Consider the following 20,242-nt stretch of genomic DNA (forward strand, 5'->3'; position numbering starts at 1 on the left):
TCCGGGTCCGGCTGATCACCGACCGCAACCGGCGAAGGTCAGGCGCCTTTGCGTGTGGCGGTCTTCTTGGCGGTTTTCTTCGCAGGCGCCTTCTTCGCCGCGGTGCTCTTGGCCGCGCTCTTCGAACTCTTGGCGGCCGCCTTCTTCGCCGCTTTCTTCGGTTCGGCCTTCGCCGCACCGTCGCCGCCTGCCGTCCGGCGTCCGCTGGCCTCCAGGCTGCGCTGCAGCGCGGCCACCAGGTCGACCACCTCGGCGTCCATCCCGGTGGGCACCAACTCCGGCTGCTCGGGCACCTTCCCGGTGCCGCTGGCGATCGCCTCGTCCAGCAGCCGTTTGAGCTCGATCTGGTATTCGTCGGTGAACTGGTCCGGATCGAAGTCGTCGGACATGGCGTCGACCAGCGTCTCGGCCATCTTGATCTCTTGCGGCTTCGGTTGCGCGACACCGTCGAGCGATTCGAAGTCCACCGAGCGCACCTCGTCCGGCCACAGCAGGGTTTGCAGCACCAGCACGCCATCGCGCACGCGCAGCGCGGCGAGCCTGGTCTTCTGGCGCAGCGTGAAGTACACCAGCGCGGTGCGCTCGATCTCCTCGAGCGTCGTCGCCAGCAGCACGTACGCCTTCGGTGTGCTGGAATCCGGTTCCAGGTAGTAGCTCTTGTCGAACAGGATCGGGTCGATCTGCTCGGACGGCACGAACTGCAGCACCGGGATCTCGTGCTTCTCCGCCACGGGCAGTTTCGCGAAGTCCTCGTCGGTCAGCACGACCTTGTCTCCATCCGGAGACTCATAGGCCTTGTCGATATCGGTGTACGGGATGGACTGACCGCACACGCTGCACACGCGGTCGTATTTGATCCGGCCTCCATCCTTGGCGTGGACCTGATGGAACCGGATGTCGTGGTCCTCGGTGGCGGTGTACACCTTCACCGGGACGTTCACCAGCCCGAATGCGATCGAGCCTTTCCAGATCGACCTCATGCACCCATCATGGCCGAACCCGGGCGACCGCGCGACGGAACGGGAATCCCGAGTGTCGCGGCCGCGACACGCCGACGCAGCCGCCACGGCAGCGCCGCGAAGAGGGTCCGCATCGCATCGACCGTGCCCGTCAGGTCGGTGCGGCCGGATAGGTACGCGCGTTGCGCCGCTGGGGGCAGTTCGAAGAACGTGTCGAAGAACACCGGGAGATCAGCGGGCGGCACGGCCAGCAACGCCCGCAGTCCCGCGCCGCGAAGACGGTGGACAACCCGCGCGGCCGCAGGCCACATGTTCTGACCGGCCGCCATGGCATCGGCCGCGGCCAGCGCGGCGGCGACGCTGTATCCGGTCGCCGGATGCAGGAAGCCTCCGGCGGCGCCGAAGGTTTGCGGGCCCGGACGCCCGCCCTGCACGGGGAACCGGACATGCTCGACGGGTTCCGCACCGGTGAGCCGGATGCCCCTGGCGCGCAGCCGGTGGTGCAGGCGCGTGCGCAGCCGCGATCCCGCGAGGGCGGGACGACCGGCCAGGCAGGTCTCCTCCAGCAGCATCCGCTCGTCGTCCAGCGGGACGGCGTAGAGGAAGGAGCGCATCTCGCCTGCCGCCGCGCCGTTGTCGGCGCGCCAGTCCATGAACAGCGGGTCGATACCTGCGCAGCGCTCGGCGTCCACGATCACGCCATAGGCGGTCTGCTCGGCCCGCGCGGGGGAACGGGTGAGGCCGCGGGCGTCCACGACTCTGCCCGCCGCGAGTGACCTGCCCGAGGCGAGAGTCACCCGCTCGGGAGAGATCTCGACCGCGCGGTCGGCGATGATCCGTGCCTCGGACAAGGACAACGACGTCTGCAAACGCGCGGTGTCCAGCACCACGTAGCTGCGGTCGACCTGATGCGCCCGAGTTCCCCATGCCATCGGCCGGGCCACTGTCGCGGCAATCGCCTCCGGCGCCAGCCAATCCGGCAGTTCATCGGCCCATGCCGCATACGTAGCCGTCCACCTGCGTTCCGGTGCGGGATCCACAGCGATGACCGTGAGCCCGCGTGCTGTAGCGCGATGTGCAAGGGCCCGTCCGGCCGGGCCCAGACCACAGACGATCAGATCCGGCGTCACGCTGCGTCCGCCGGGGCGCCTACGTGCATCGTCTGCGCCTTTCGTTCGTTCGGTCCGGACTGGTCGGAGCCTAGTAGTTCGGCTCGCCTGGACGGGGACAACGCGGTTGTCGCCGTCGTGCACGCCGCCATGCCGAAGCCCGGCACATCTCAGATGAATTTCTCGCGAATACCGCGGCATGGACCCCTGCCCGGGGCCGGCTATCCGAGGCCGCAGCGCAGCTGCCGTCGTGATGTTCCGAACAACGGCGCAGCGAACTCTGCTACTGGGTGCGATACCACGCGCTTCGCGGACAGTCGATGTCTCCGTCAGAACAGCGGCGGCGTCAGGGCAACCGTCCCTGCGCGCGGCGGCACAGGATCTCGGCCGCCAGGCGCACAGGACAGGTTCGAGCGCTGGTCGTGCACGGAATGTGTTCTCGCCCACCAGAGTTTCGCTGGCGTTGTTAGGATTCCGGGGCGCTGGCGACGCATCCGGCCCCGGTGTCGAGGTTCGGCGGCGAACAACCGGCGTGCCGGTACGCCGCGATGGCGCGCCGGGCAGGCAGCCGAACCGGCGGCGCCGTGGCAGTCCGAGGACGAAAGCGGCCCGGCCGGAACGAGTTAGGGGTAGAGGCAGTGTTCGAACTGACCAGGCGGCGCAGCCGATGGATCCTGGCGGTGTTCGCCGTGCTCGCGCTGGCGATGGGCACGCTGAGCGCGACGCTGTTCGACAAAGTGCAGGGCGGCGGGTACATCGATCCCGACAGCGAATCCAGCCGTGCGGCCGCGATGCTGCGGGACACCTTCGGCCAGGCCACCCCGAATCTCGTGCTGCTGGTGCGGACTCCCGGGTCGGTGGACGACGACGCCGCGGTCACCGCCGCGACCGAGCTGGTCGCCGAGCTGAAGTCGGAGTCCGGTGTCGCGGGCGTCGCCTCCTACTGGACCGAGAAGTCGCCCGCGCTGCGCAGCACCGACGGCGCCAAGGGCCTGATCGTGGCCAGCATCCTCGGCGAGGAGTCCGAGGTCGACAAACGCGTCGGCGACCTCGCCGAGCGGTTCGGCGGCACGCACGGCCCGCTGGAGGTGCGGGTCGGCGGGTACGCGATGCTGCTGCACGAGACGGTGCAACAGAGCGAGAAAGACGTCGTGCTCGGCGAATCCATCGCCTTCCCGATCACGCTGGTCGCGCTGCTGCTGGTCTTCGGCGGCCTGGTCGCGGCCAGCCTGCCGCTGGTCGTCGCCATGATCACGGTGATGATCACGATGGGTGCGCTGTGGCTGATCGCGAGCATCACCGATCTCGCGGCGACCGCGACCAACGTCGCCACCCTGCTCGGCCTCGGCCTCGCGATCGACTACAGCCTGTTGATCATCAGCCGCTATCGCGACGAGCTGGTCGCCGGACAGCAGCCCGCGGCCGCGGTGGTGGCGACCATGCGCTCGGCCGGTCGCACCGTCGCGTTCTCGGCCGTGACCGTCGCGGTGGCGCTGTCGGGCCTGTTGTTCTTCCCGCTGCTGGCCGTGCGGTCGATGGGGTACGCGGGCTTGGCCGTGGCGGTGATCGCCGCGGTGGTCTCGCTGACCGTGCTGCCCGCGATCCTGTTCCTGCTCGGCACCAAAATCGACAACGGTCAGCTCTGGTGGTTCCTGCGCGCCGCCCGGCCCGCGCCGGGCGAGGGCGCCTGGCATCGCCTGGCCCGGTTCGTGATGATGCGGCCGGTGCCCATCGGGCTCGCGGTGACCGCCCTGCTGCTGGTACTGGGCGCGCCTTTCCTCGGCGTGAAACTCGGCTTCCCGGACGAACGTTCGCTGCCGGAGTCGATGAACAACCGCCAGGTCACCGAGACCATCCAGCGCGACTTCGCCGCCACCGAGCAGAACGGGCTGTTCGCGGTGCTGCCCGAAACCGCCTACAACGCGGCAGGATTGGACGCCTACGCCAGGGAACTGTCGGAGATCGAGAACGTCCGCCGGGTCGACACGGCCACCGGTAGCTACAGCCACGGCGGTCTGCTTGCCCCGCCCACTGCGGCCGACGACCGCTTCCGCGCGCCGAACGCGGCCTATCTCACGGTGATTCCGGACACCACCGATCCAGGTGCGCTGGACCGGATCGCCGGCGCCGTGCGCGCGACGCCCGCCGCGTCGCCGGTGCTGGTCGGCGGCGTGGCCGCGGCGAACGCGGACGCGATCGACGCGGTGGTCTCCGCGCTGCCGTACGCGCTGGTGTTCGTGGTGCTGATCATGGTGGCGGTCCTGTTCCTGCTCACCGGAAGCGTCGTGCTGCCGCTGCTGGCGGTGGTGCTCAGCGTGCTGAGCCTGACCGCGACCTTCGGGGCGCTGGTCTGGATCTTCCAAGACGGGCATCTGTCCGGCTTGCTCGGGTTCACCGTCACCGGCGACCTGCCGCCGACCGTTCCGGTCATGCTGTTCGGCGTCGCGTTCGGCCTGGCCATGGACTACCAGGTGTTCCTGCTGGCCCGCATCCGCGAGGAGTACCAGCGGACCAGATCCAACGCGCTCGCGGTCACCTCCGGGCTGGAGCGGATCGGACGGATCGTCACGGCGGCGGCGGTGTTGATCTCTCTGGTGTTCCTCGGCTTCCTCGCCTCGGACATCACGTTCATGAAAGCCTTCGGTATCGGCCTTCCGCTGGCGGTCCTGGTGGACGCGACCCTGGTGCGCGGATTCCTGCTGCCCGCGGCGATGGAGTTGCTCGGCGACTGGAACTGGTACGCACCCGGGCCACTGCGCAAGCTGCACCGGCGTTTCGGCATCGAGGAGGGGCCGGCCGCCGCCCAGGTTGGCGGCTCCCAGGATTGGCGTCAGCCCGCCCGGCTCTGAAACGCGTATCGGGTAGGGTCGGTCGGGCAGCCCGGGGGAGCCCGCACGGGGTGGGACGGCCGCCCGGGGATGCGGGAAGGCGACCGCGATGACGTATCCCTCCGGCCCCGGATTCGACGGCGGGCCAGGCGATTACGCGAAATCCGACGGTGTGGAGTATGGGTGGGGGCAATCTTCCCCACCCAGCGAGTATCCGATGCCTGCGTGGGAAGCGCCGCCCTTGCCACCGCCCCCGAAATCCAGCACCGGCCGGGTAGCCGGGCTGGCCGTCGGCATCGTCGCCGTCCTGCTCGCAGTCGGCATCGCTGTGGCGGTGGTCCCGCGCGAGCGTGGCGCCGCGCCAGCCGTCGCCACGTCCGCCGACGCGACTACCCGTGCCACCACGACCACCAGCACCCGGACGAGCGGCCCGTCGTCCGGCAGGCTGAGCCACACCGAGTACGCCGGGAACTGGGACTTCCGGTTCGACCGCGTCGAGTTGCACGCCGACTGGGTCGACGGCCGCGACCACCCCGACTGCGGCGACATCGACAAAGCGGGCAAGCTCGCCGGTCTCGGCTGCACGTATGCGGCGGAAATGGTGTTCCGCACCGAGGGCGGCGCGCTGATGCTCACCCAGTTCATCCTCGGCATGACCGACGAGAATCAGGCCGCAGCGGCGACGGATCGATTCAGCGACTCGGACCTGACCCTGCGGCCGGGCTCCTACATCTCCGGTTACGCGACCGGCAAGTGGAAGGACGGCAGCCAGAAGGAGTTCGTCGTGGTGACCATCGCGACCGCCACCGACGCGGTCTCCCCCGAGACGGTGGAGAAGTATCTGCGCTACCGGCACGCCGACATACTCGGTGCACTGGCGTTCCGGTAGCGCGGCGGCGCCCCGTACGGAAATCTCGGCGGCGAGGTCAGAGTCCGCCGGTCGACAGCAGCCCGCCGTCCACCCGCACGGTCTCGCCGGTGATCCATGCGGCCTCGTCGGAGACCAGGAAGCCGATCAGGCGTGCCACGTCCTCCGGGCTGCCCAGCCGCTTCATCGGGTACACGCTCGCGGCGCGTTCCTCGTCGGCCGAGTACAGCGCGTCGGCGAACTTGGTCTTGATCACGCCCGGCGCGACCGCGTTCACGCGGATCTTCGGTCCCAGCTGCCAGGCGAGTTCGTCGGTCAGGCGGATGAGCGCGGCCTTGGACGCGCCGTACGCGGCGATCACGCCGGTCGAGCGGATACCGGCCACGCTGGCCACGTTCACCACGGCGCCCCCGTGGTCGCGCATCCACGCCCGGTACGCCTCCTGGATGTAGCCGAGCGCCGCGACCACGTTCACGTCGAAGATCTTGCGCACCGCGTCCAGGTCCGCGTCCATCAGGGACCCGAACACCGGGTTGATGCCGGTGTTGTTGATCAGGACGTCCAGCGAACCGAACTCCGTGACCGCGCGCTCGACCGCGGCCGCCCGATCCTCGGCGACGCCGGAGTTGCCCGCCAGCGCGACGACCTGACCCTGGTGGCCCAGCTCGCGCAGCTCGTCGGCCGCCTCGTCCAGCGGATCCTTCTTTCGCGCGGTGATCAGCACGTTCGCGCCGCGGCCGAGCAGCTCCGCCGCGACCGCCTTGCCGATGCCGCGGCTGGCCCCTGTGACCAGAGCGCTCTTGCCCAATAGATCGGTACTCATGGCATCGCACGGTAGCGCAGTTGTCCGCCCGTGCCGTTACCGCCGTCACATGCGGGGCGCTGGGCTGCGGGCGAGCCATTCGTCCCGGTTAAAATCGGTGGTTCTTGTGTGCCGTCGGGTCGCACAATCGAGCGCACGCGTCCAGCAACCACGATCCGCGAGGAGAAGTTTGTGATCACCGCGACCGACCTGGAAGTCCGGGCCGGAGTCCGCACCCTGCTGTCGGCCCCCGGGCCGGCGCTGCGCGTGCAGGCGGGCGACCGGATCGGACTGGTCGGACGTAACGGCGCGGGCAAAACGACCACGCTGCGCATCCTGGCGGGCGAGGGCGAGCCGTACGCGGGAAAGATCCTGCGCTCCAGCGACATCGGCTACCTGCCGCAGGATCCGCGCGAAGGCAACCTGGACGTGCTGGCCCGGGACCGGGTGCTGTCCGCGCGCGGACTGGACACGCTGATCCGCGAGATGGAGAAACAGCAGGCCCTGATGGCCGAGGTGGCCGACGACAAGGAGCGCGAGAAGGCGGTACGCAAGTACGGCAGGCTCGAGGAACGGTTCTCCGCGCTCGGCGGTTACGTCGCCGAGAGCGAAGCGGCGCGCATCTGCCACAGCCTCGGATTGCCCGACCGGGTACTCGGCCAGCCGTTGCGCACTCTCTCCGGCGGCCAGCGCCGCCGAATCGAATTGGCGCGCATCCTGTTCGCCGCCTCCGACGGCAGCGGCGGCCGCTCGGACACCATTCTGCTGCTCGACGAGCCGACCAACCATCTCGACGCCGACTCGATCACCTGGCTGCGCGGTTTCCTGCAGAACCACGACGGCGGCCTGATCGTGATCAGCCACGATGTGGAACTGCTCGCCGACGTGGTGAACAAGGTGTGGTTCCTGGACGCGGTGCGCGGCGAAGCCGACGTCTACAACATGGGGTGGAAGAAGTATCTGGACGCGCGCGCCACCGACGAGCAGCGCAGGCGCCGCGAACGCGCGAACGCCGAGAAGAAGGCGAGCGCGCTGCGCGCCCAGGCCGCCAAGCTCGGGGCGAAGGCCACGAAAGCGACTGCGGCGCAGAACATGGCCAAACGGGCCGATCGCCTGCTGGCCGAACTCGACGACGTGCGCGTCGCCGACAAGGTCGCCAGGATCAAATTCCCCGAGCCCGCGGCCTGTGGGAAGACGCCGCTGATGGCCGAGAACCTGACCAAGGTCTACGGTTCGCTGGAGATCTTCACCGGTGTCGATCTCGCTATCGATCGCGGCAGCCGGGTCGTCGTACTCGGGCTCAACGGAGCGGGCAAGACCACGCTGTTGCGCCTGCTCGCCGGGGTCGAGCAGCCGACCGCCGGCGGCCTGGTGCCCGGCCACGGCCTGAAGATCGGGTACTTCGCGCAGGAACACGACACCCTGGACGACGACGCGACCGTCTGGGAGAACATCCGCCACGCCGCGCCGGACGCGGGTGAGCAGGATCTGCGTGGCCTGCTCGGCGCGTTCATGTTCTCCGGACCGCAGCTCGACCAGCCCGCAGGCACCCTCTCGGGTGGTGAGAAGACCCGTCTGGCGCTGGCCGGTCTGGTCTCCTCGGCGGCGAACGTGCTGCTGCTGGACGAGCCGACGAACAATCTCGACCCGGTGTCGCGTGAGCAGGTGCTCGACGCGCTGCGCACCTACGCGGGCGCGGTAGTGCTGGTGACCCACGACCCCGGCGCAGCGGAGGCGTTGTCTCCGGAACGGGTGATTCTCCTCCCGGACGGGACAGAAGATCACTGGTCGGCGGAATATCTGGAACTTATTCAGCTTGCGTGAGTTTCATCACAGGAACCCGTTGATCACGGCCTGCTGAGTGCTTAGCCTGGAAAGACGCTGCTCGGCGACTCGGAGGAAGCCATGAGCGACAGGCCCACACAGACTAAGGCCACATTGGGTAAGGGCACACGCGTCACCGGGAAGTCGCGCGACCGCCTACAAACCCAGCTGAAGAAGCAATACGAGGCCGGTGCGAGCATCCGGTCACTGGCGCGGTCCACCGGCCGTTCCTACGGCTTCATCCACAACGTGCTAGTGGAGTCGCATGTGCAGCTCCGCAGCCGGGGTGGGGCCAACCGCAGGAAGGGCCAGTAGCGTCCGATGCCGCGATGAATTCGCGCCGCGGGGATCGTCCGCACTGTTGACAGCAACGATGTCGACGGAAAGGACCTCGCGGTGCGGGAGCTGCTGCTGCAGATCATGGTGACACTGGACGGCTACGCGGCCGGGCCGGATGGAGCGCTCGACTGGATCGAGGTCGACGATCCCGAATTGGACGACTATCTCGCCGAGCTGCTCAGCGGCGTCGACGCGCAGATCTTCGGGCGCACGTCCTACGAGCTGCTTGCCGGGTATTGGCCGGACGCGCAACGGAATCCGGCGACTCCCGGGGACGCGCGGCTGGCTCCGCTGGTCAACGCGCTGCCCAAACTGGTGCTCTCGCATCGGCCGGACCTGGAGCTGCCGTGGCAGCCCGCCCGCCGGATCGGCGCGGACCTGCGCGCCGAGGTCGCGGAACTGAAGAACAGCTCCGGCAAGCCGGTGGTGGTGTTCGCGGGCGCGCGCACCGCGCAGGAGTTCCTTCGCCTCGACGTGGTGGACGAGCTTCGGCTGCTGGTGTTTCCGGTGCTGCTCGGTGCGGGTCAGCAGCTGTTCGAGGAGGTGGCGCCACGGCGGCTGCGACTGGTGGACGTCGTCGCGTTCCCTGCGTCCGGTGTGGTGCGGCAGATCTATCGCCGCAGTCAGTAACCGGCCACCATGCCGTCGCCGTCCACCAAGAGGTTGGCCAGGCTGCGGAAGATGGGCAGTCCGGTCTTGATCTCCAGGTAGGCGAACTGGCCCTGCGGATTGACCTCGAGAAAGTAGTACTCGCCATCGCGGCCGAGCCGGATATCGAGCACACCGAAGGACAGACCGAGCGCACCCATCAGGGTGGCCAGCGACTTGCTCACCGCGGCGGGCAAGTGGTCGGGCGTGAAGTCGACCGAGGTGTCCAGGCGGGAGTCGACCTTGCCGACCCCGGCTTGCGAGTCGATGCGCACGGTCCATTCGATCCCGTCCACCCACACGACGCGCAGGTCGCAGGTGGCGTCGATGTAGTCCTGGAACGTGGTCGGCGCCGAACGGATCGCGGCGAGCCTGCCGAAGTCGTCGCGGGAGATGATTCTGGTCTCGGCGAACTCGCCGCGGCTGGTGCCGGTGCGTTTGTACACGACGGGACCGGGCCGGGATTCGACGAAACTGCGTGCCTCGTCGGGGTCGTTGGTGATCAGCGTCTCCGGTACCGCGAATCCGGCCCGCAGCGCCGTTTCCAGCTGCACGATCTTGCGTCCCGCGGTGCGGTCGGCGCCCGGGTCGTTGACCCAGTAGGCCGGGATGGACCAGAGCAATCCCTGGATGAAGCCATCGCATTCGGCTTGCCGAAAGTCGTTGTCCGAACTGCGGACACCCGCAGGCACTTGGGCGTGGTGCGGTCGCCGCCACCACACCGACCGGACGTCGTCGAGGCCGATCAGGTGCGACAGCGAGCGGGTCGTGCCGAGCCGGTCCAGGCGGAAGCTGCCGGACTCGCGAGGGAAGTCGCGTAAATCGAGCTGAATCGGACTGAGTCCGTGGTGCTCTCGCAACGTCGCCGCCATCGCGGTGCCGTGGAGGTCATCGGATTCGGACACGATCAGGACCGAGGCCCTCCGGCGTGCCGCCATGTGCGTGCCGTTCAGTCGAGACTGTCGCAGTTGATGCCGTCGTCGCTGCCGTCGAGCGATTTGGTCTGGCAGTAGGTGAACGTCGCGCCGCCCGCACCCGGGCCCTGGACGAGTTGCAGTCGGTCGGCCCAGATTTCGGTGAGCCGGCGCAGCTGGTCGTCGCCGAGTGCCTCCGACGGTGCCTCCGGGATGGTCATCGGCCGGTCGACCAGGTCGATACGCAGACGCCGGGTGAAATCGGCGGTGGCGCCCACGCGAATGTCCACCAATACCGGGCGGCCGTCCTGATCGGAATGCGGCACAGCGGAATCGACGACTCGCAGGACGTCGGACCGACGGAACGTCCACGTGCCCTCGGCGACGCGCACGCTGATTTCGCGGTCCGATTCCGCGACCAGCACACCCTGGAGCGGGGGAACGCGGTCACCCTGCGGCGTCGTGCCGGGACGGCGGATTGCGTCGGTCATAGCCGTTTCTCCGATCTGCTCACCATTTGCCACGACCCCCAAGCGTGTGAGCGATCATATCGCGGTAGGTGCTTCGATCGGTTCGGATCGGGAGATTTACCGGCCGGTGGCAAACCGAATTCCGATCCGGAACCGGCGAGTACCGAAACATTTCCGGTAGGCCGGAAATAGTCAGGGTGCAATCATCGAGCTACCCCAGGGGCTGGATGGGACCGCGTCCATAGCCCGATATTGGCGGCTGTGCATCTGTACTTTCGTGCACTGCGGCCTCCGCAGGCGGCCCAGGCCGGAACCGCCACCGCGTCCGCATGGGATCGTATTTCCTCGGCTCGGCGCGCGGGCCGTCTTGCTCAACTTGTTCGAATCAGACTGGGCGGGCTGGCATTTGCGGCTGCCGGCGCGTCGCAGGGGGCTCAGCGCCGGTTACCGTTGCGCTCGACCCACCACGCCGGGGCGTCGACGAAGTGGTTGTCGAACTCGTCCTGGGCCGCCGCGAGCTCGGCCATGGCCGATTCGCCTGCTGCGATGCGCTCCAGCAGGCGGAAGTACTCGAAGCGCTGCACGCCCGGTGTGAGGGCGATCAAGATGCGCGCCGTGCTGTCGGGCGCGGCGCCGAACGCGTGCGGCATGAACTTGGGTACCACGATCGAACCGCCCGCGCCGACCGTGACGATCCGGTCGCCCGCCAGCACTTGCAGTTCCCCCTCGGCGACATAGAACAGCTCGTCGGAACGTGTGTGGTAATGCGGCGCTGCGCCGTCGGCCCCGCGGTCCATGGCCACTTCGAGTGTGCTCAGGGCGCCGCCCGCCTCCACGGCGTCGATCAGCAGGCGCACGGTGACCGACTTCGTGTGCAGTGTCTCCGCATCCTGCGGCTGGCGGATCGCGGCTTGGGTGTGCGGGCCGGTAGTGCGCATCGGAACTCCATTTGGTTCGGTGTTTGATAGTTAGCGACCGAACTATAAATCACCGAATAGAATCCGTCCATGACGGAGCAGCAGACGGACCCTGTCGACGCGATCGTGGCGCAGTGGCGGCGCGAACGTCCGGACCTCGACCTCGAGGCCATGGCCGTGATCGGCAGGTTGGGCAGGCTGATGGTGGTGGCGCGGCGCGAGATCGAGGCGGTGTTCGGCAAACACGGCCTGCAACGCGGTGAGTTCGATGTACTCGCCGCGCTGCGTCGTTCGGGCGAACCCTTCGAGCTGAACCCGTCGGTCCTCGCCGACACGCTGATGCTCTCGCGGGCCGGGATGACCGGACGGCTGGATCGGCTGGAAGCCGCGGGGCTGGTGCGGCGAGTCGCGGACGCCAAGGACCGTCGCGCGATCCGGGTCGCCCTCACGGCGGCGGGGCGCGAACTCGTCGACGCCATGGTCACCGAACACACCGCGAACGAGACCAGGATCCTGTCCGTGCTGACCACCGGTCAGCGGCAGGAACTGGACCGGATCGCGCGAATTCTACTGAGCAGTATGGAGCTGGGGGAGTAGTCGCGGTAGCTCACGCGGCCTTCGATCCGCCGAATCGCGCTCTACATGGGGAAACTCGTGTCCCGATGAGGTAGCTCGATACTCATGCCCCGCGCTGCCACCCGGGTTTACCGTGGAGTTGCGTGCCGAAAGTTTCGGTGCGATTGTGCAAGGAGGACACGATGATAGACATCGTCACTCTCCGCGGCACCGGGGAGCCGCGGAACTCCGATGGAACGCCCGCGGGCATGCTGCACGAAGTCGCCAAACTACTCGACACCGACAAATTCAGCTGCTTCGAGCCCGAGTGGCCCGCTTCGGTGGGTCCTGTGCCGGTGGGACCGGCGCCGAATGTCTGGGGTCCCTCGCTGGACACATCGGTGCGGCTCGGCACGGCGGCGGGTGTGAAAGCCATCCAGGACTCGCCGAACGTCTGCGGGCTGCTGAGCTATTCGCTCGGCGGCATCTGCGCCAGCCAAATCCTGGAGGGCGTCCGGTCGGGGAAGTACAAGAACATCGACGGCACGCCGCTGGAAATCGCGTTCGCCGTGAATATCGCAAACCCGGTGCGCCGGGCCGGTGAGTCGGTCGGAAACCTCTGCCCCGCAGCGACCTTCGGCCTGCACGGGCAGCGCTGCGCGTGGCCTGCCTCGGTCGCGGTCCGCGAGTACGCCAACCCCGGCGACATCATCACCGCCGCGCCCAAAGATTCGCCGCTGCGCATCATCGGCGTCGGCATCTCGCCGTTCTCCTTCGTCGAGGGCGCTCGGATCGGCAATGTCGCGCCGCTGATCTTTGCCGAACTCCTGGAAATCCTGCAACGCGACCCGATCGGCAATCTCGACCGCTACAGCGCGGCGGTCCGCGGCGTCATCGGTTACCTGACCCCGTGGCCGCACGGTCAGCACGTGCTCTACGCGACACACAAGATGCCGGGCACGAAGGTTCTGTGGACCACACACGCCGCGGAGTACATCAACACGACGTTTTGAAGGCTCCCCGCCTCTCCGTGCTTTCGCCGGATCTGCGACGTGCCGACTGATTTCGCACGACGATGAAATGCGCCGCTAGCAATCGGCAAGCGGACATGACGACGCCCCGGCCCTTCGGTCGGGGCGCGTTTGTCGTTAGGTTGGCGGCGGCAGACCCAATGGTGCCGGATCAGTACACACCGAGAGTCGCCAGCATCCAGTCCTCGGCCGCTTTGAGGTCATCGGCGGGGATGGCGCGGGTGGCGTAATGCGGCTTGCTGACCCAACGGCGGGAACCAGGTCCGCTCATCGGTCGCACGACCCAGCGACCGAACTCGCGGCGGACGCCCTGATACCCGCCACCCGAATCGCGCGGGTGCAACAGTCGCCGCCCAGGCCGGAGGCGCGACAATGCTCGCGCCAAACCGATCACCTGATCGCGCATAGTGACCGGACCGTGGTAATCGGCGTAACGCCGTCCATTCGGCAAACCCATGTCATCCCCTTCTATCCGCATTCGGCTGCTGTGACGACCCGCGGGTCGGACGCGGTTTCGATGGGGCCGTATTGTCTGCCCTGGATGGTACCGCTCACCGATGAGACGATGCGCCAGTATCCAGCCGTGCACGGTGCGCTGGCCGTGTAGGTCTGGCGTGTCCACGGGACGAGGCTGGTTCGAATGTGCTCGCCCACGGAATCCCAGCCACCAGAGGCGTTACGCCGCTGCAAGCTCAGGTAGTAGTTGTGCGTGAGACCGGGGTTGCCATCGGGAGGGAGATCGCACTTGGCCCAACCGTAGCCCTCGATCTTGGGCTGCAATACCGTTGGTGTGGACCAGGGGCTGAATCCGTTGTCGCAGATAGGCTTCTTTGCCTCGGTGACCAATGGTCCGTCCGGACTGGCGCTCGCGACGTTGCCACTTGTGCCGGAGATCAGCAGCGCGCCTAGCGCGGCGACGATGACGGACAGTCGAGAAATGTTGTAGTGCAAGGGATTGCCCCCATTCTTTCCTGCCTGCGCGGCCGATACCGCCCAGTACTCTCATGGCGTGATCAGTTCGCTTCGACGTCGACCACGCTGATAGGCGTGATCGTGAGTGCGTCGGCTTTGTCCAAGTCGGCGTCCGAGTCGGAGACCCATCCGTGCCCATCAACCGGCATCAGCAAGCCCTCCGCGCCCTGAAACATCGGATGACTGTCAACTGGCGCGGTCGAGTTTCTGGCGGGTTTCCTTGTGAAAAGTAGCGAGCAGCGCCCGCACTGATAGAGCGACATCCGTCCATACGGGATGCAATTCGGACATCTGCTACCCGCAGCGGACGCCGACCATCGACACAACTGGCGACATCGACCGTTATGCGTACGCCGCGTCACTTCGCGGTGTCAACGCGCTGACAATCCGCCGTGTCATCGAGCTGACCGGCGCGACGGGTGCGGACGCTGGAGAGGAACTGCGCGACCTGCTCAGACGCGAACGGCCTGGCAACATGCGGCCACCCCTGTACCTGGTGTGACCGGTCATCCGGCGACCTGGCGGGTGCTCGTTCTCGGAAGGGATTCGGCGGCTTCACCGACTCGTGAAGTTCGTCCCCTCCCTTCGGTGGGGCCGGAAGACGCGGAGAGGCGGGGGAGTGTCAGTGCTTGCGGCGGACCGAAGCCTCGACCAGATCCAGCACCGCGGAGAGGTTTTCGTTGGTGTGGCCGGAGGCGATCCGGGCGATCAAGCCGTCCAGGACCAGGTCGAGGTAGCCGAGCAGGACGTCGGTGGGGACGTCGTCGCGCAGTGCGCCTGCGGCCTTGCGGCGTTCCAGGCGGGCCAGGGTGGCGGCGGTGAGCTCGGCCGAACGCTGGGTCCAGCCGGCACGGAACTCGGGATCGGTGCGCAGCCGCCGCGCGATCTCCAAACGCGTTCCGAGCCAGTTGAACTGCTCGGGATGGGCGAGCATGTCGCGCATCACCTGCACGATGCCCTGGTTGGCCGCGACGTCGGCCATGCGTTCGGCATCCTCTTGGGCGAGGGCGAGGAACAGCGCGTCCTTGTCGCGGAAATGGTGGAAGATGGCGCCCCGGGAGAGCCCGATCTCCTCCTCCAGGCGGCGCACGGTGGCGCCGTCGTAGCCGTACTCGGCGAAGCAGCGGCGTGCCCCGTCCAGAATCTGGCTGCGCCGGGCGGCGAGGTGATCGTCACTGACCTTGGGCATCGGGCTCCTCCGAGGGAAGCGGGCATCGCGCGGTGCGCGGTGCGGCGCGAAGCGGAATGTGGAGAGGTCCGCGCACCGCCGGATGCGGTGCGCGGACCCTTCTACGACGGTTCCTACTTTCGGCGGAACACAGTTCAGCCGCGAATCATGTTGCGCAGCACGTACTGCAGGATGCCGCCGTTGCGGTAGTAATCGGCCTCACCGGGGGTGTCGATCCGCACGACCGCGTCGAAGGTGATCTTGTCACCGTTCTCCTTGGTGGCGGTGACCTTCAGGGTCTTCGGGGTGACACCCTCGTTCAGCTTGGTGATGCCCTCGATGTCGAAGGTCTCGGTGCCGTCCAGCTTCAGCGACGCGGCCGACTCGCCGGCGGGGAACTGCAGCGGGATGACGCCCATGCCGATGAGGTTGGAGCGGTGGATGCGCTCGAACGACTCGGTGATGACGGCCTTCACGCCCAGCAGCCGGGTGCCCTTGGCGGCCCAGTCACGTGACGAGCCCGAACCGTACTCCTTGCCACCGAGCACGACCAGCGGGATGCCCGCGGCCTGGTAGTTCTGCGAGGCGTCGTAGATGAACGCCTGCGGGCCGCCCGCCTGGGTGAAGTCGCGGGTGTAGCCGCCCGAGACGTCGTCCAGCAGCTGGTTGCGCAGCCGGATGTTGGCGAAGGTGCCGCGGATCATCACCTCGTGGTTACCGCGACGCGAGCCGAGGGAGTTGTAGTCCTTGCGCTCCACGCCGTGCGAGTCCAGATACTGCGCGGCCGGGGTGCCGGGCTTGATCGGACCGGCCGGGCTGATGTGGTCTGTGGTGACCGAATCGCCGAGCAGCGCCAGGACGCGGGCGCCCTTGATGTCGGTGACCGGCGCCGGCTCGAGCTCCATGCCGTCGAAGTACGGCGCCTTCCGGACGTAGGTCGAGTTCTCGTCCCACGCGAAGGTGTCGCCCTCGGGGGTGGACAGGTTCTGCCAGCGCTCGTCGCCCTTGAAGACGTCGGCGTAGGACTTGCGGAACATGTCCTGGCTGATCGCCGACTTGATGGTGTCGTCGATCTCCTGCGGCGAGGGCCAGATGTCGCGCAGGTAGACGTCGTTGCCCTCGGTGTCCTTGCCCAGCGAGTCGGTCTCGAAGTCGAAGTCCATGGTGCCCGCGAGCGCGTAGGCGATGACCAGCGGCGGGGAGGCCAAGTAGTTCATCTTCACGTCGGGGGAGATGCGGCCCTCGAAGTTGCGGTTGCCGGACAGCACCGCGGTGACCGACAAGTCGTTGTCGTTGACCGCCTTGGAGATCTCCTCCGGCAGCGGGCCGGTGTTGCCGATGCAGGTGGTGCAGCCGAAGCCACCCAGGTAGAAGCCGAGCTTCTCCAGGTACGGCCACAGACCGGCCTTCTCGTAGTAGTCGGAGACGACCTGGGACCCGGGCGCCATGTTCGTCTTGACCCACGGCTTGCTGGACAGGCCCTTGTCGACCGCGTTACGAGCCAGCAGCGCCGCGCCGAGCATGACCGACGGGTTGGAGGTGTTGGTGCAGGAGGTGATGCCCGCCACCACGACCGCGCCGTGATCGAGGACGAACTCGCCGCGCTCCTCGGACACCACGCGGACCGGCTTGCTCGGACGGCCCTCGGCGTTGTTCGCCGCGGACTGCACGTCGACCGCGCCGTCGTCGGCGAAGGACAGTACCGCGGCGTCGGACGCGGGGAAGGACTCCTCGACCGCCTCGTCGAGCTTGGTATGCGCGACCGGCAGCTGCTCCTCGACGTAGTTGTGAATGTCCTTGCGGAAGGCGATCTTCGACTCGCTGAGCAGGATCCGGTCCTGCGGGCGCTTCGGGCCCGCGATGGACGGCACCACGCTGCTCAGGTCGAGTTCGAGGTACTCGGAGTAGGCGGGCTCGTGGTCCGGGTCGTGCCACATGCCCTGCTCCTTGGCGTACGCCTCGACGAGCGCGAGCTGCTCGTCGGTGCGGCCGGTCAGGCGCAGGTAGTTGACCGTCTCGGCGTCGATCGGGAAGATCGCGGCGGTCGAGCCGAACTCGGGGCTCATGTTGCCGAGGGTGGCGCGGTTGGCCAGCGGCACCTCGGCGACACCGGCGCCGTAGAACTCGACGAACTTGCCGACCACGCCGTGCTTGCGCAGCATGTCGGTGACGGTGAGCACCACGTCGGTGGCGGTCACGCCCGGCTGGATCTCACCGGTCAGCTTGAAGCCGACGACGCGCGGAATAAGCATGGAGACCGGCTGGCCGAGCATGGCCGCCTCCGCCTCGATACCGCCGACGCCCCAGCCGAGCACGCCGAGGCCGTTGACCATGGTGGTGTGCGAGTCGGTGCCGACGCAGGTGTCGGGATAGGCCTGGCCGTTGCGGACCATGACGGTGGGAGCCAGGTACTCGATGTTGACCTGGTGCACGATGCCCATGCCCGGCGGGACGACCTTGAAGTCGTCGAACGCGCCCTGGCCCCAGCGCAGGAACTGGTAGCGCTCGCCATTGCGCTGGTACTCGAGTTCGACGTTGCGCTCGAGTGCGTCGGCGCGGCCGAAGACGTCGAGGATGACCGAGTGGTCGATGACCATGTCGGCGGGGGAGAGCGGGTTGACCTTGTTCGGGTCGCCGCCGAGGGCGGCGACGGCCTCACGCATGGTGGCGAGGTCGACAACGCACGGCACGCCGGTGAAGTCCTGCATGATGACGCGGGCGGGCGTGAACTGGATCTCGGTGTTCGGTTGCGCCGACGGATCCCAGTTCGCGATGGCACGAATGTGATCGGCGGTGATGTTCGCGCCGTCCTCGGTGCGGAGCAGGTTCTCCGCGAGGACCTTCAGTGCGTAGGGGAGTTTCTCGGTGCCGGGCACGGCGGCGAGGCGGAAGATCTCGTAGGAGTTGCTACCGACCTCGAGGGTGCCCTTGGCGCCGAAAGTATCGATACTTGTCGTCACGTCAGCTCCACTCGTCTGTGAGGGTGGCCGCCGGCGGGGCTGTGCCGGCGACCGAGTCTTCGGAGGTGCTCCGGCGCCGCTAGGGCGCCGGTTCCTCGCGGTACGACCCTAACAGTACGCTTGTCCTGTGAAATACCAGGGGGGCGGTTGGGCGTGCCGTGGTCCGGTGATGCGACACTCCGTCGCGTACTGTGCTTTCGAGCCAGCAAGGGGGATCTCGCTCGACCCTGCAGTGTTGGATGCCTGTCGCTTCGGTTGCCGATGCGGCTCGACAGACCGGATGGAAGATGACCGCCCCGCACACCTCGGTTTTCACCCCCATGGCCGCGGAATTGCCGCCGAACCTCACCACCGACACCGTGCGCACGCTCAACGCCGATCTGGCCGATGACCACGTCGCGACACTGACCGGCAAGGACGAGGCGGAGTTGGCGGCCATCGCCGCGGAGGCGCGATCCCAAGGAATCCCGCTGAGCATCGTGGTCGTCCCCGGCAATCCAGGACACGACTCGAGCCTACGGGACCTGGCCACCGAAGTGGGCAAGACGCAGCACGGCACCGTCGTCGTGTTCAGCGACGACTGGATCGGCACCTACAGCGACACGATCAGCCGGGTGCGGCTGGAATGGGCCGAGGACGCCGCGAAGTACCGGCACGGCGACAGTGGCGAGGCGGCGAGCGTCTTCGCGGCCCGTCTGGAATCGCCGGAATCGGTCTCCTGGAGCGTCATCACCTGCGCGCTGCTGGCCGGGACGTCGGCGGTCATCGCCGGGTTGTACTGGATCAAAGCCAGGCGGGCGCGGGAGGCCGGGCGCGACTTACCGCAGGGCGAGTCGCCGGACGTTCGCGCCGTCTAGGTTCGGCGCTTCCTCTTCTCGGCCGGTCGCTCCGGCCGATCTGCCTTCGGCCGCGTGGCATTGCCCGCGGGATCACTCTCGAGCGACCAAGACTTCTGGCGCGGTCTTCGCCTACGCGAAGGCTGCGGTGGAGCCTTGCTCGGTGGCAATCGGGGCTCCAGTATCCCAGTAGCTAACTTTCCGTCCGGTTGGTCTGTTATGACCGCCTGGTCATCTCGCCACGTTCAGCAAACTTACAGCAATTCAGAAGTGGGCACGCCCAGGCTGTTACCAGTGTTGTTCTTGTGACTTATGTGGCATACGGTTCAAATGGTCAGTGATGGGGAATATGTGTTTCCAGAGGCCATCTGTCGACCACAGTGCGTCATGGTTCGCCTGATGCCCGTGAGGCATTACCGGAATCCGGTCCATGGGAGGTGTGATGCGCAACAACGGCGAGCTAGCCAGACGGCGCCCGCTATGGATCGCTATGGGGTTGCTGATATCGGTCGCCACGGCGGTCACCGCCGGACCGGTCGCCGCTGTGCCGCCTCCTCCGCCAAATCCCAGCGACGCGCAGATCTCCCAAGCCGGGGCGCAGGTCGACGCCGGGGTCGCCGAGGTCGGCACGCTCATCAACCACGTCGCCGCCGCCGACGAGCAGCTGCGGCAACTCGACGACGTCGTCGCGCAGCGCCGGGAAGACGTCAACCGGGCGCTGGTCGACCTACAGAACGCACGGGATGCCGCCGACGCGGCGGCCGTGGTCGTCGTCGATACCCAGCACGCACTGGCCGACGCCGGAGCGCGAGTCGGCCAGGCGCGACACAACTTCGACCAGTTCGCCACCCAGGTCTACACCCGGCCCGGGTCCGATTCGATGATCACCTACCTCGCGGCTGCCACCCCGGCGGCCGCGCTCGACCGTGCTCAACTGCTCGAGCTGGTCTCCAAGAACCGGCAACAGGTGCTCGACGGCCTGCGCCGGGCCCAGATCGATCACGGCAACAAGAATTCCGCCGCCCGACAGGCGAAGGCGGCC

19 protein-coding genes and 1 pseudogene are annotated in these 20,242 nt (G+C 67.6%); 9 read left to right on the forward strand and 11 right to left on the reverse strand.

The annotated features are described in order from the left end of the window. Positions 1-38 precede the first annotated feature (38 nt). Together ku and NA4_RS07310 are read right to left on the reverse strand one after the other, a co-directional pair. The gene (gene ku, locus NA4_RS07305; RefSeq protein WP_067465937.1) at positions 39-980 is read right to left on the reverse strand and encodes a non-homologous end joining protein Ku; all 942 of its coding nucleotides are present in this window, start codon (positions 978-980) and stop codon (positions 39-41) included. Then, the gene (locus NA4_RS07310; protein WP_245671162.1) at positions 977-2,074 is read right to left on the reverse strand and encodes a lycopene cyclase family protein; all 1,098 of its coding nucleotides are present in this window, start codon (positions 2,072-2,074) and stop codon (positions 977-979) included. Before NA4_RS07310 ends, ku begins: the two co-directional genes overlap by 4 nt. A gap of 632 nt (positions 2,075-2,706) precedes the next feature. Between NA4_RS07310 and NA4_RS07315 the strand changes: the two genes are divergently transcribed. Continuing rightward, entirely contained in the window at positions 2,707-4,917 is a 2,211-nt protein-coding gene (locus NA4_RS07315) for an MMPL family transporter (protein WP_067465940.1), read from the forward strand. Positions 4,918-5,005: 88 nt separating this feature from the next. Continuing rightward, positions 5,006-5,785 (forward strand): hypothetical protein, encoded by a 780-nt coding sequence (locus tag NA4_RS07320; RefSeq protein WP_157128866.1) that lies wholly within the window; start codon positions 5,006-5,008, stop codon positions 5,783-5,785. A gap of 37 nt (positions 5,786-5,822) precedes the next feature. On the opposite strand, the gene NA4_RS07325 is transcribed toward NA4_RS07320, so the two are convergent. Then, complete coding sequence (locus NA4_RS07325; RefSeq protein WP_067465947.1) at positions 5,823-6,587, reverse strand: SDR family oxidoreductase; 765 nt, start codon at positions 6,585-6,587, stop codon at positions 5,823-5,825. 171 nt (positions 6,588-6,758) lie between these two features. Between NA4_RS07325 and NA4_RS07330 the strand changes: the two genes are divergently transcribed. The 3 genes from NA4_RS07330 to NA4_RS07340 all read left to right on the forward strand — a co-directional run bounded on the left by NA4_RS07330 (position 6,759) and on the right by NA4_RS07340 (position 9,359). Then, positions 6,759-8,390: an ABC-F family ATP-binding cassette domain-containing protein gene (locus NA4_RS07330; protein ID WP_067466027.1), complete on the forward strand. Its 1,632-nt coding sequence runs from the start codon at positions 6,759-6,761 to the stop codon at positions 8,388-8,390. Between the two features lie 81 nt (positions 8,391-8,471). Then, on the forward strand, positions 8,472-8,705 hold the full coding sequence (locus tag NA4_RS07335) for a helix-turn-helix domain-containing protein (protein WP_067465950.1): 234 nt from the start codon (positions 8,472-8,474) through the stop codon (positions 8,703-8,705). An 81-nt stretch (positions 8,706-8,786) separates the two neighbouring features. Continuing rightward, entirely contained in the window at positions 8,787-9,359 is a 573-nt protein-coding gene (locus NA4_RS07340; RefSeq protein ID WP_067465953.1) for a dihydrofolate reductase family protein, read from the forward strand. Here NA4_RS07340 and NA4_RS07345 read toward each other — a convergent pair. The 3 genes from NA4_RS07345 to NA4_RS07355 form a co-directional block, all read right to left on the reverse strand. Further along, positions 9,353-10,282, reverse strand: a complete 930-nt coding sequence (locus NA4_RS07345; protein ID WP_245671158.1) for an MvdC/MvdD family ATP grasp protein — start codon at positions 10,280-10,282, stop codon at positions 9,353-9,355. The genes NA4_RS07340 and NA4_RS07345 overlap by 7 nt on opposite strands. A gap of 44 nt (positions 10,283-10,326) precedes the next feature. After that, positions 10,327-10,782, reverse strand: a complete 456-nt coding sequence (locus NA4_RS07350) for a hypothetical protein (RefSeq protein ID WP_067465959.1) — start codon at positions 10,780-10,782, stop codon at positions 10,327-10,329. Positions 10,783-11,195: 413 nt separating this feature from the next. Beyond that, complete coding sequence (locus NA4_RS07355; protein ID WP_245671164.1) at positions 11,196-11,609, reverse strand: cupin domain-containing protein; 414 nt, start codon at positions 11,607-11,609, stop codon at positions 11,196-11,198. 159 nt (positions 11,610-11,768) lie between these two features. Here NA4_RS07355 and NA4_RS07360 point away from each other — a divergent pair, with 159 nt between their 5' ends. Next, positions 11,769-12,275 carry a MarR family winged helix-turn-helix transcriptional regulator gene (locus tag NA4_RS07360; RefSeq protein WP_067465966.1) on the forward strand — a complete coding sequence of 169 codons (507 nt, stop codon included), beginning with the start codon at positions 11,769-11,771 and terminating at the stop codon, positions 12,273-12,275. A gap of 161 nt (positions 12,276-12,436) precedes the next feature. Continuing rightward, a complete protein-coding gene (locus NA4_RS07365; RefSeq protein WP_067465969.1) occupies positions 12,437-13,246 on the forward strand; it encodes a hypothetical protein in 810 nt (269 codons plus the stop codon). 169 nt (positions 13,247-13,415) lie between these two features. On the opposite strand, the gene NA4_RS07370 is transcribed toward NA4_RS07365, so the two are convergent. The 5 genes from NA4_RS07370 to NA4_RS07385 all read right to left on the reverse strand — a co-directional run bounded on the left by NA4_RS07370 (position 13,416) and on the right by NA4_RS07385 (position 18,364). Then, positions 13,416-13,721, reverse strand: coding sequence for a hypothetical protein (locus NA4_RS07370; protein ID WP_067465972.1), 306 nt, complete (start codon positions 13,719-13,721; stop codon positions 13,416-13,418). Positions 13,722-13,732: 11 nt separating this feature from the next. Next, entirely contained in the window at positions 13,733-14,215 is a 483-nt protein-coding gene (locus tag NA4_RS07375; RefSeq protein WP_067465976.1) for a hypothetical protein, read from the reverse strand. Positions 14,216-14,277: 62 nt separating this feature from the next. Next, positions 14,278-14,412: a hypothetical protein gene (locus tag NA4_RS43210; RefSeq protein WP_281179984.1), complete on the reverse strand. Its 135-nt coding sequence runs from the start codon at positions 14,410-14,412 to the stop codon at positions 14,278-14,280. A gap of 446 nt (positions 14,413-14,858) precedes the next feature. Then, a complete protein-coding gene (locus NA4_RS07380) occupies positions 14,859-15,425 on the reverse strand; it encodes a TetR/AcrR family transcriptional regulator (protein WP_067465980.1) in 567 nt (188 codons plus the stop codon). 134 nt (positions 15,426-15,559) lie between these two features. Next, a complete protein-coding gene (locus NA4_RS07385) occupies positions 15,560-18,364 on the reverse strand; it encodes an aconitate hydratase (protein ID WP_067465984.1) in 2,805 nt (934 codons plus the stop codon). 287 nt (positions 18,365-18,651) lie between these two features. On the opposite strand from NA4_RS07385, the gene NA4_RS07390 reads away from it, so the two are divergent. Together NA4_RS07390 and NA4_RS07395 are read left to right on the forward strand one after the other, a co-directional pair. Then, positions 18,652-19,221, forward strand: coding sequence for an Rv1476 family membrane protein (locus NA4_RS07390; RefSeq protein WP_067465988.1), 570 nt, complete (start codon positions 18,652-18,654; stop codon positions 19,219-19,221). 469 nt (positions 19,222-19,690) lie between these two features. Next, positions 19,691-20,242 (forward strand): annotated as a pseudogene (locus NA4_RS07395) (NlpC/P60 family protein); the annotation flags it as partial.

Source organism: Nocardia amamiensis NBRC 102102 (assembly GCF_001612745.1).
GTDB lineage: Bacteria > Actinomycetota > Actinomycetes > Mycobacteriales > Mycobacteriaceae > Nocardia > Nocardia amamiensis.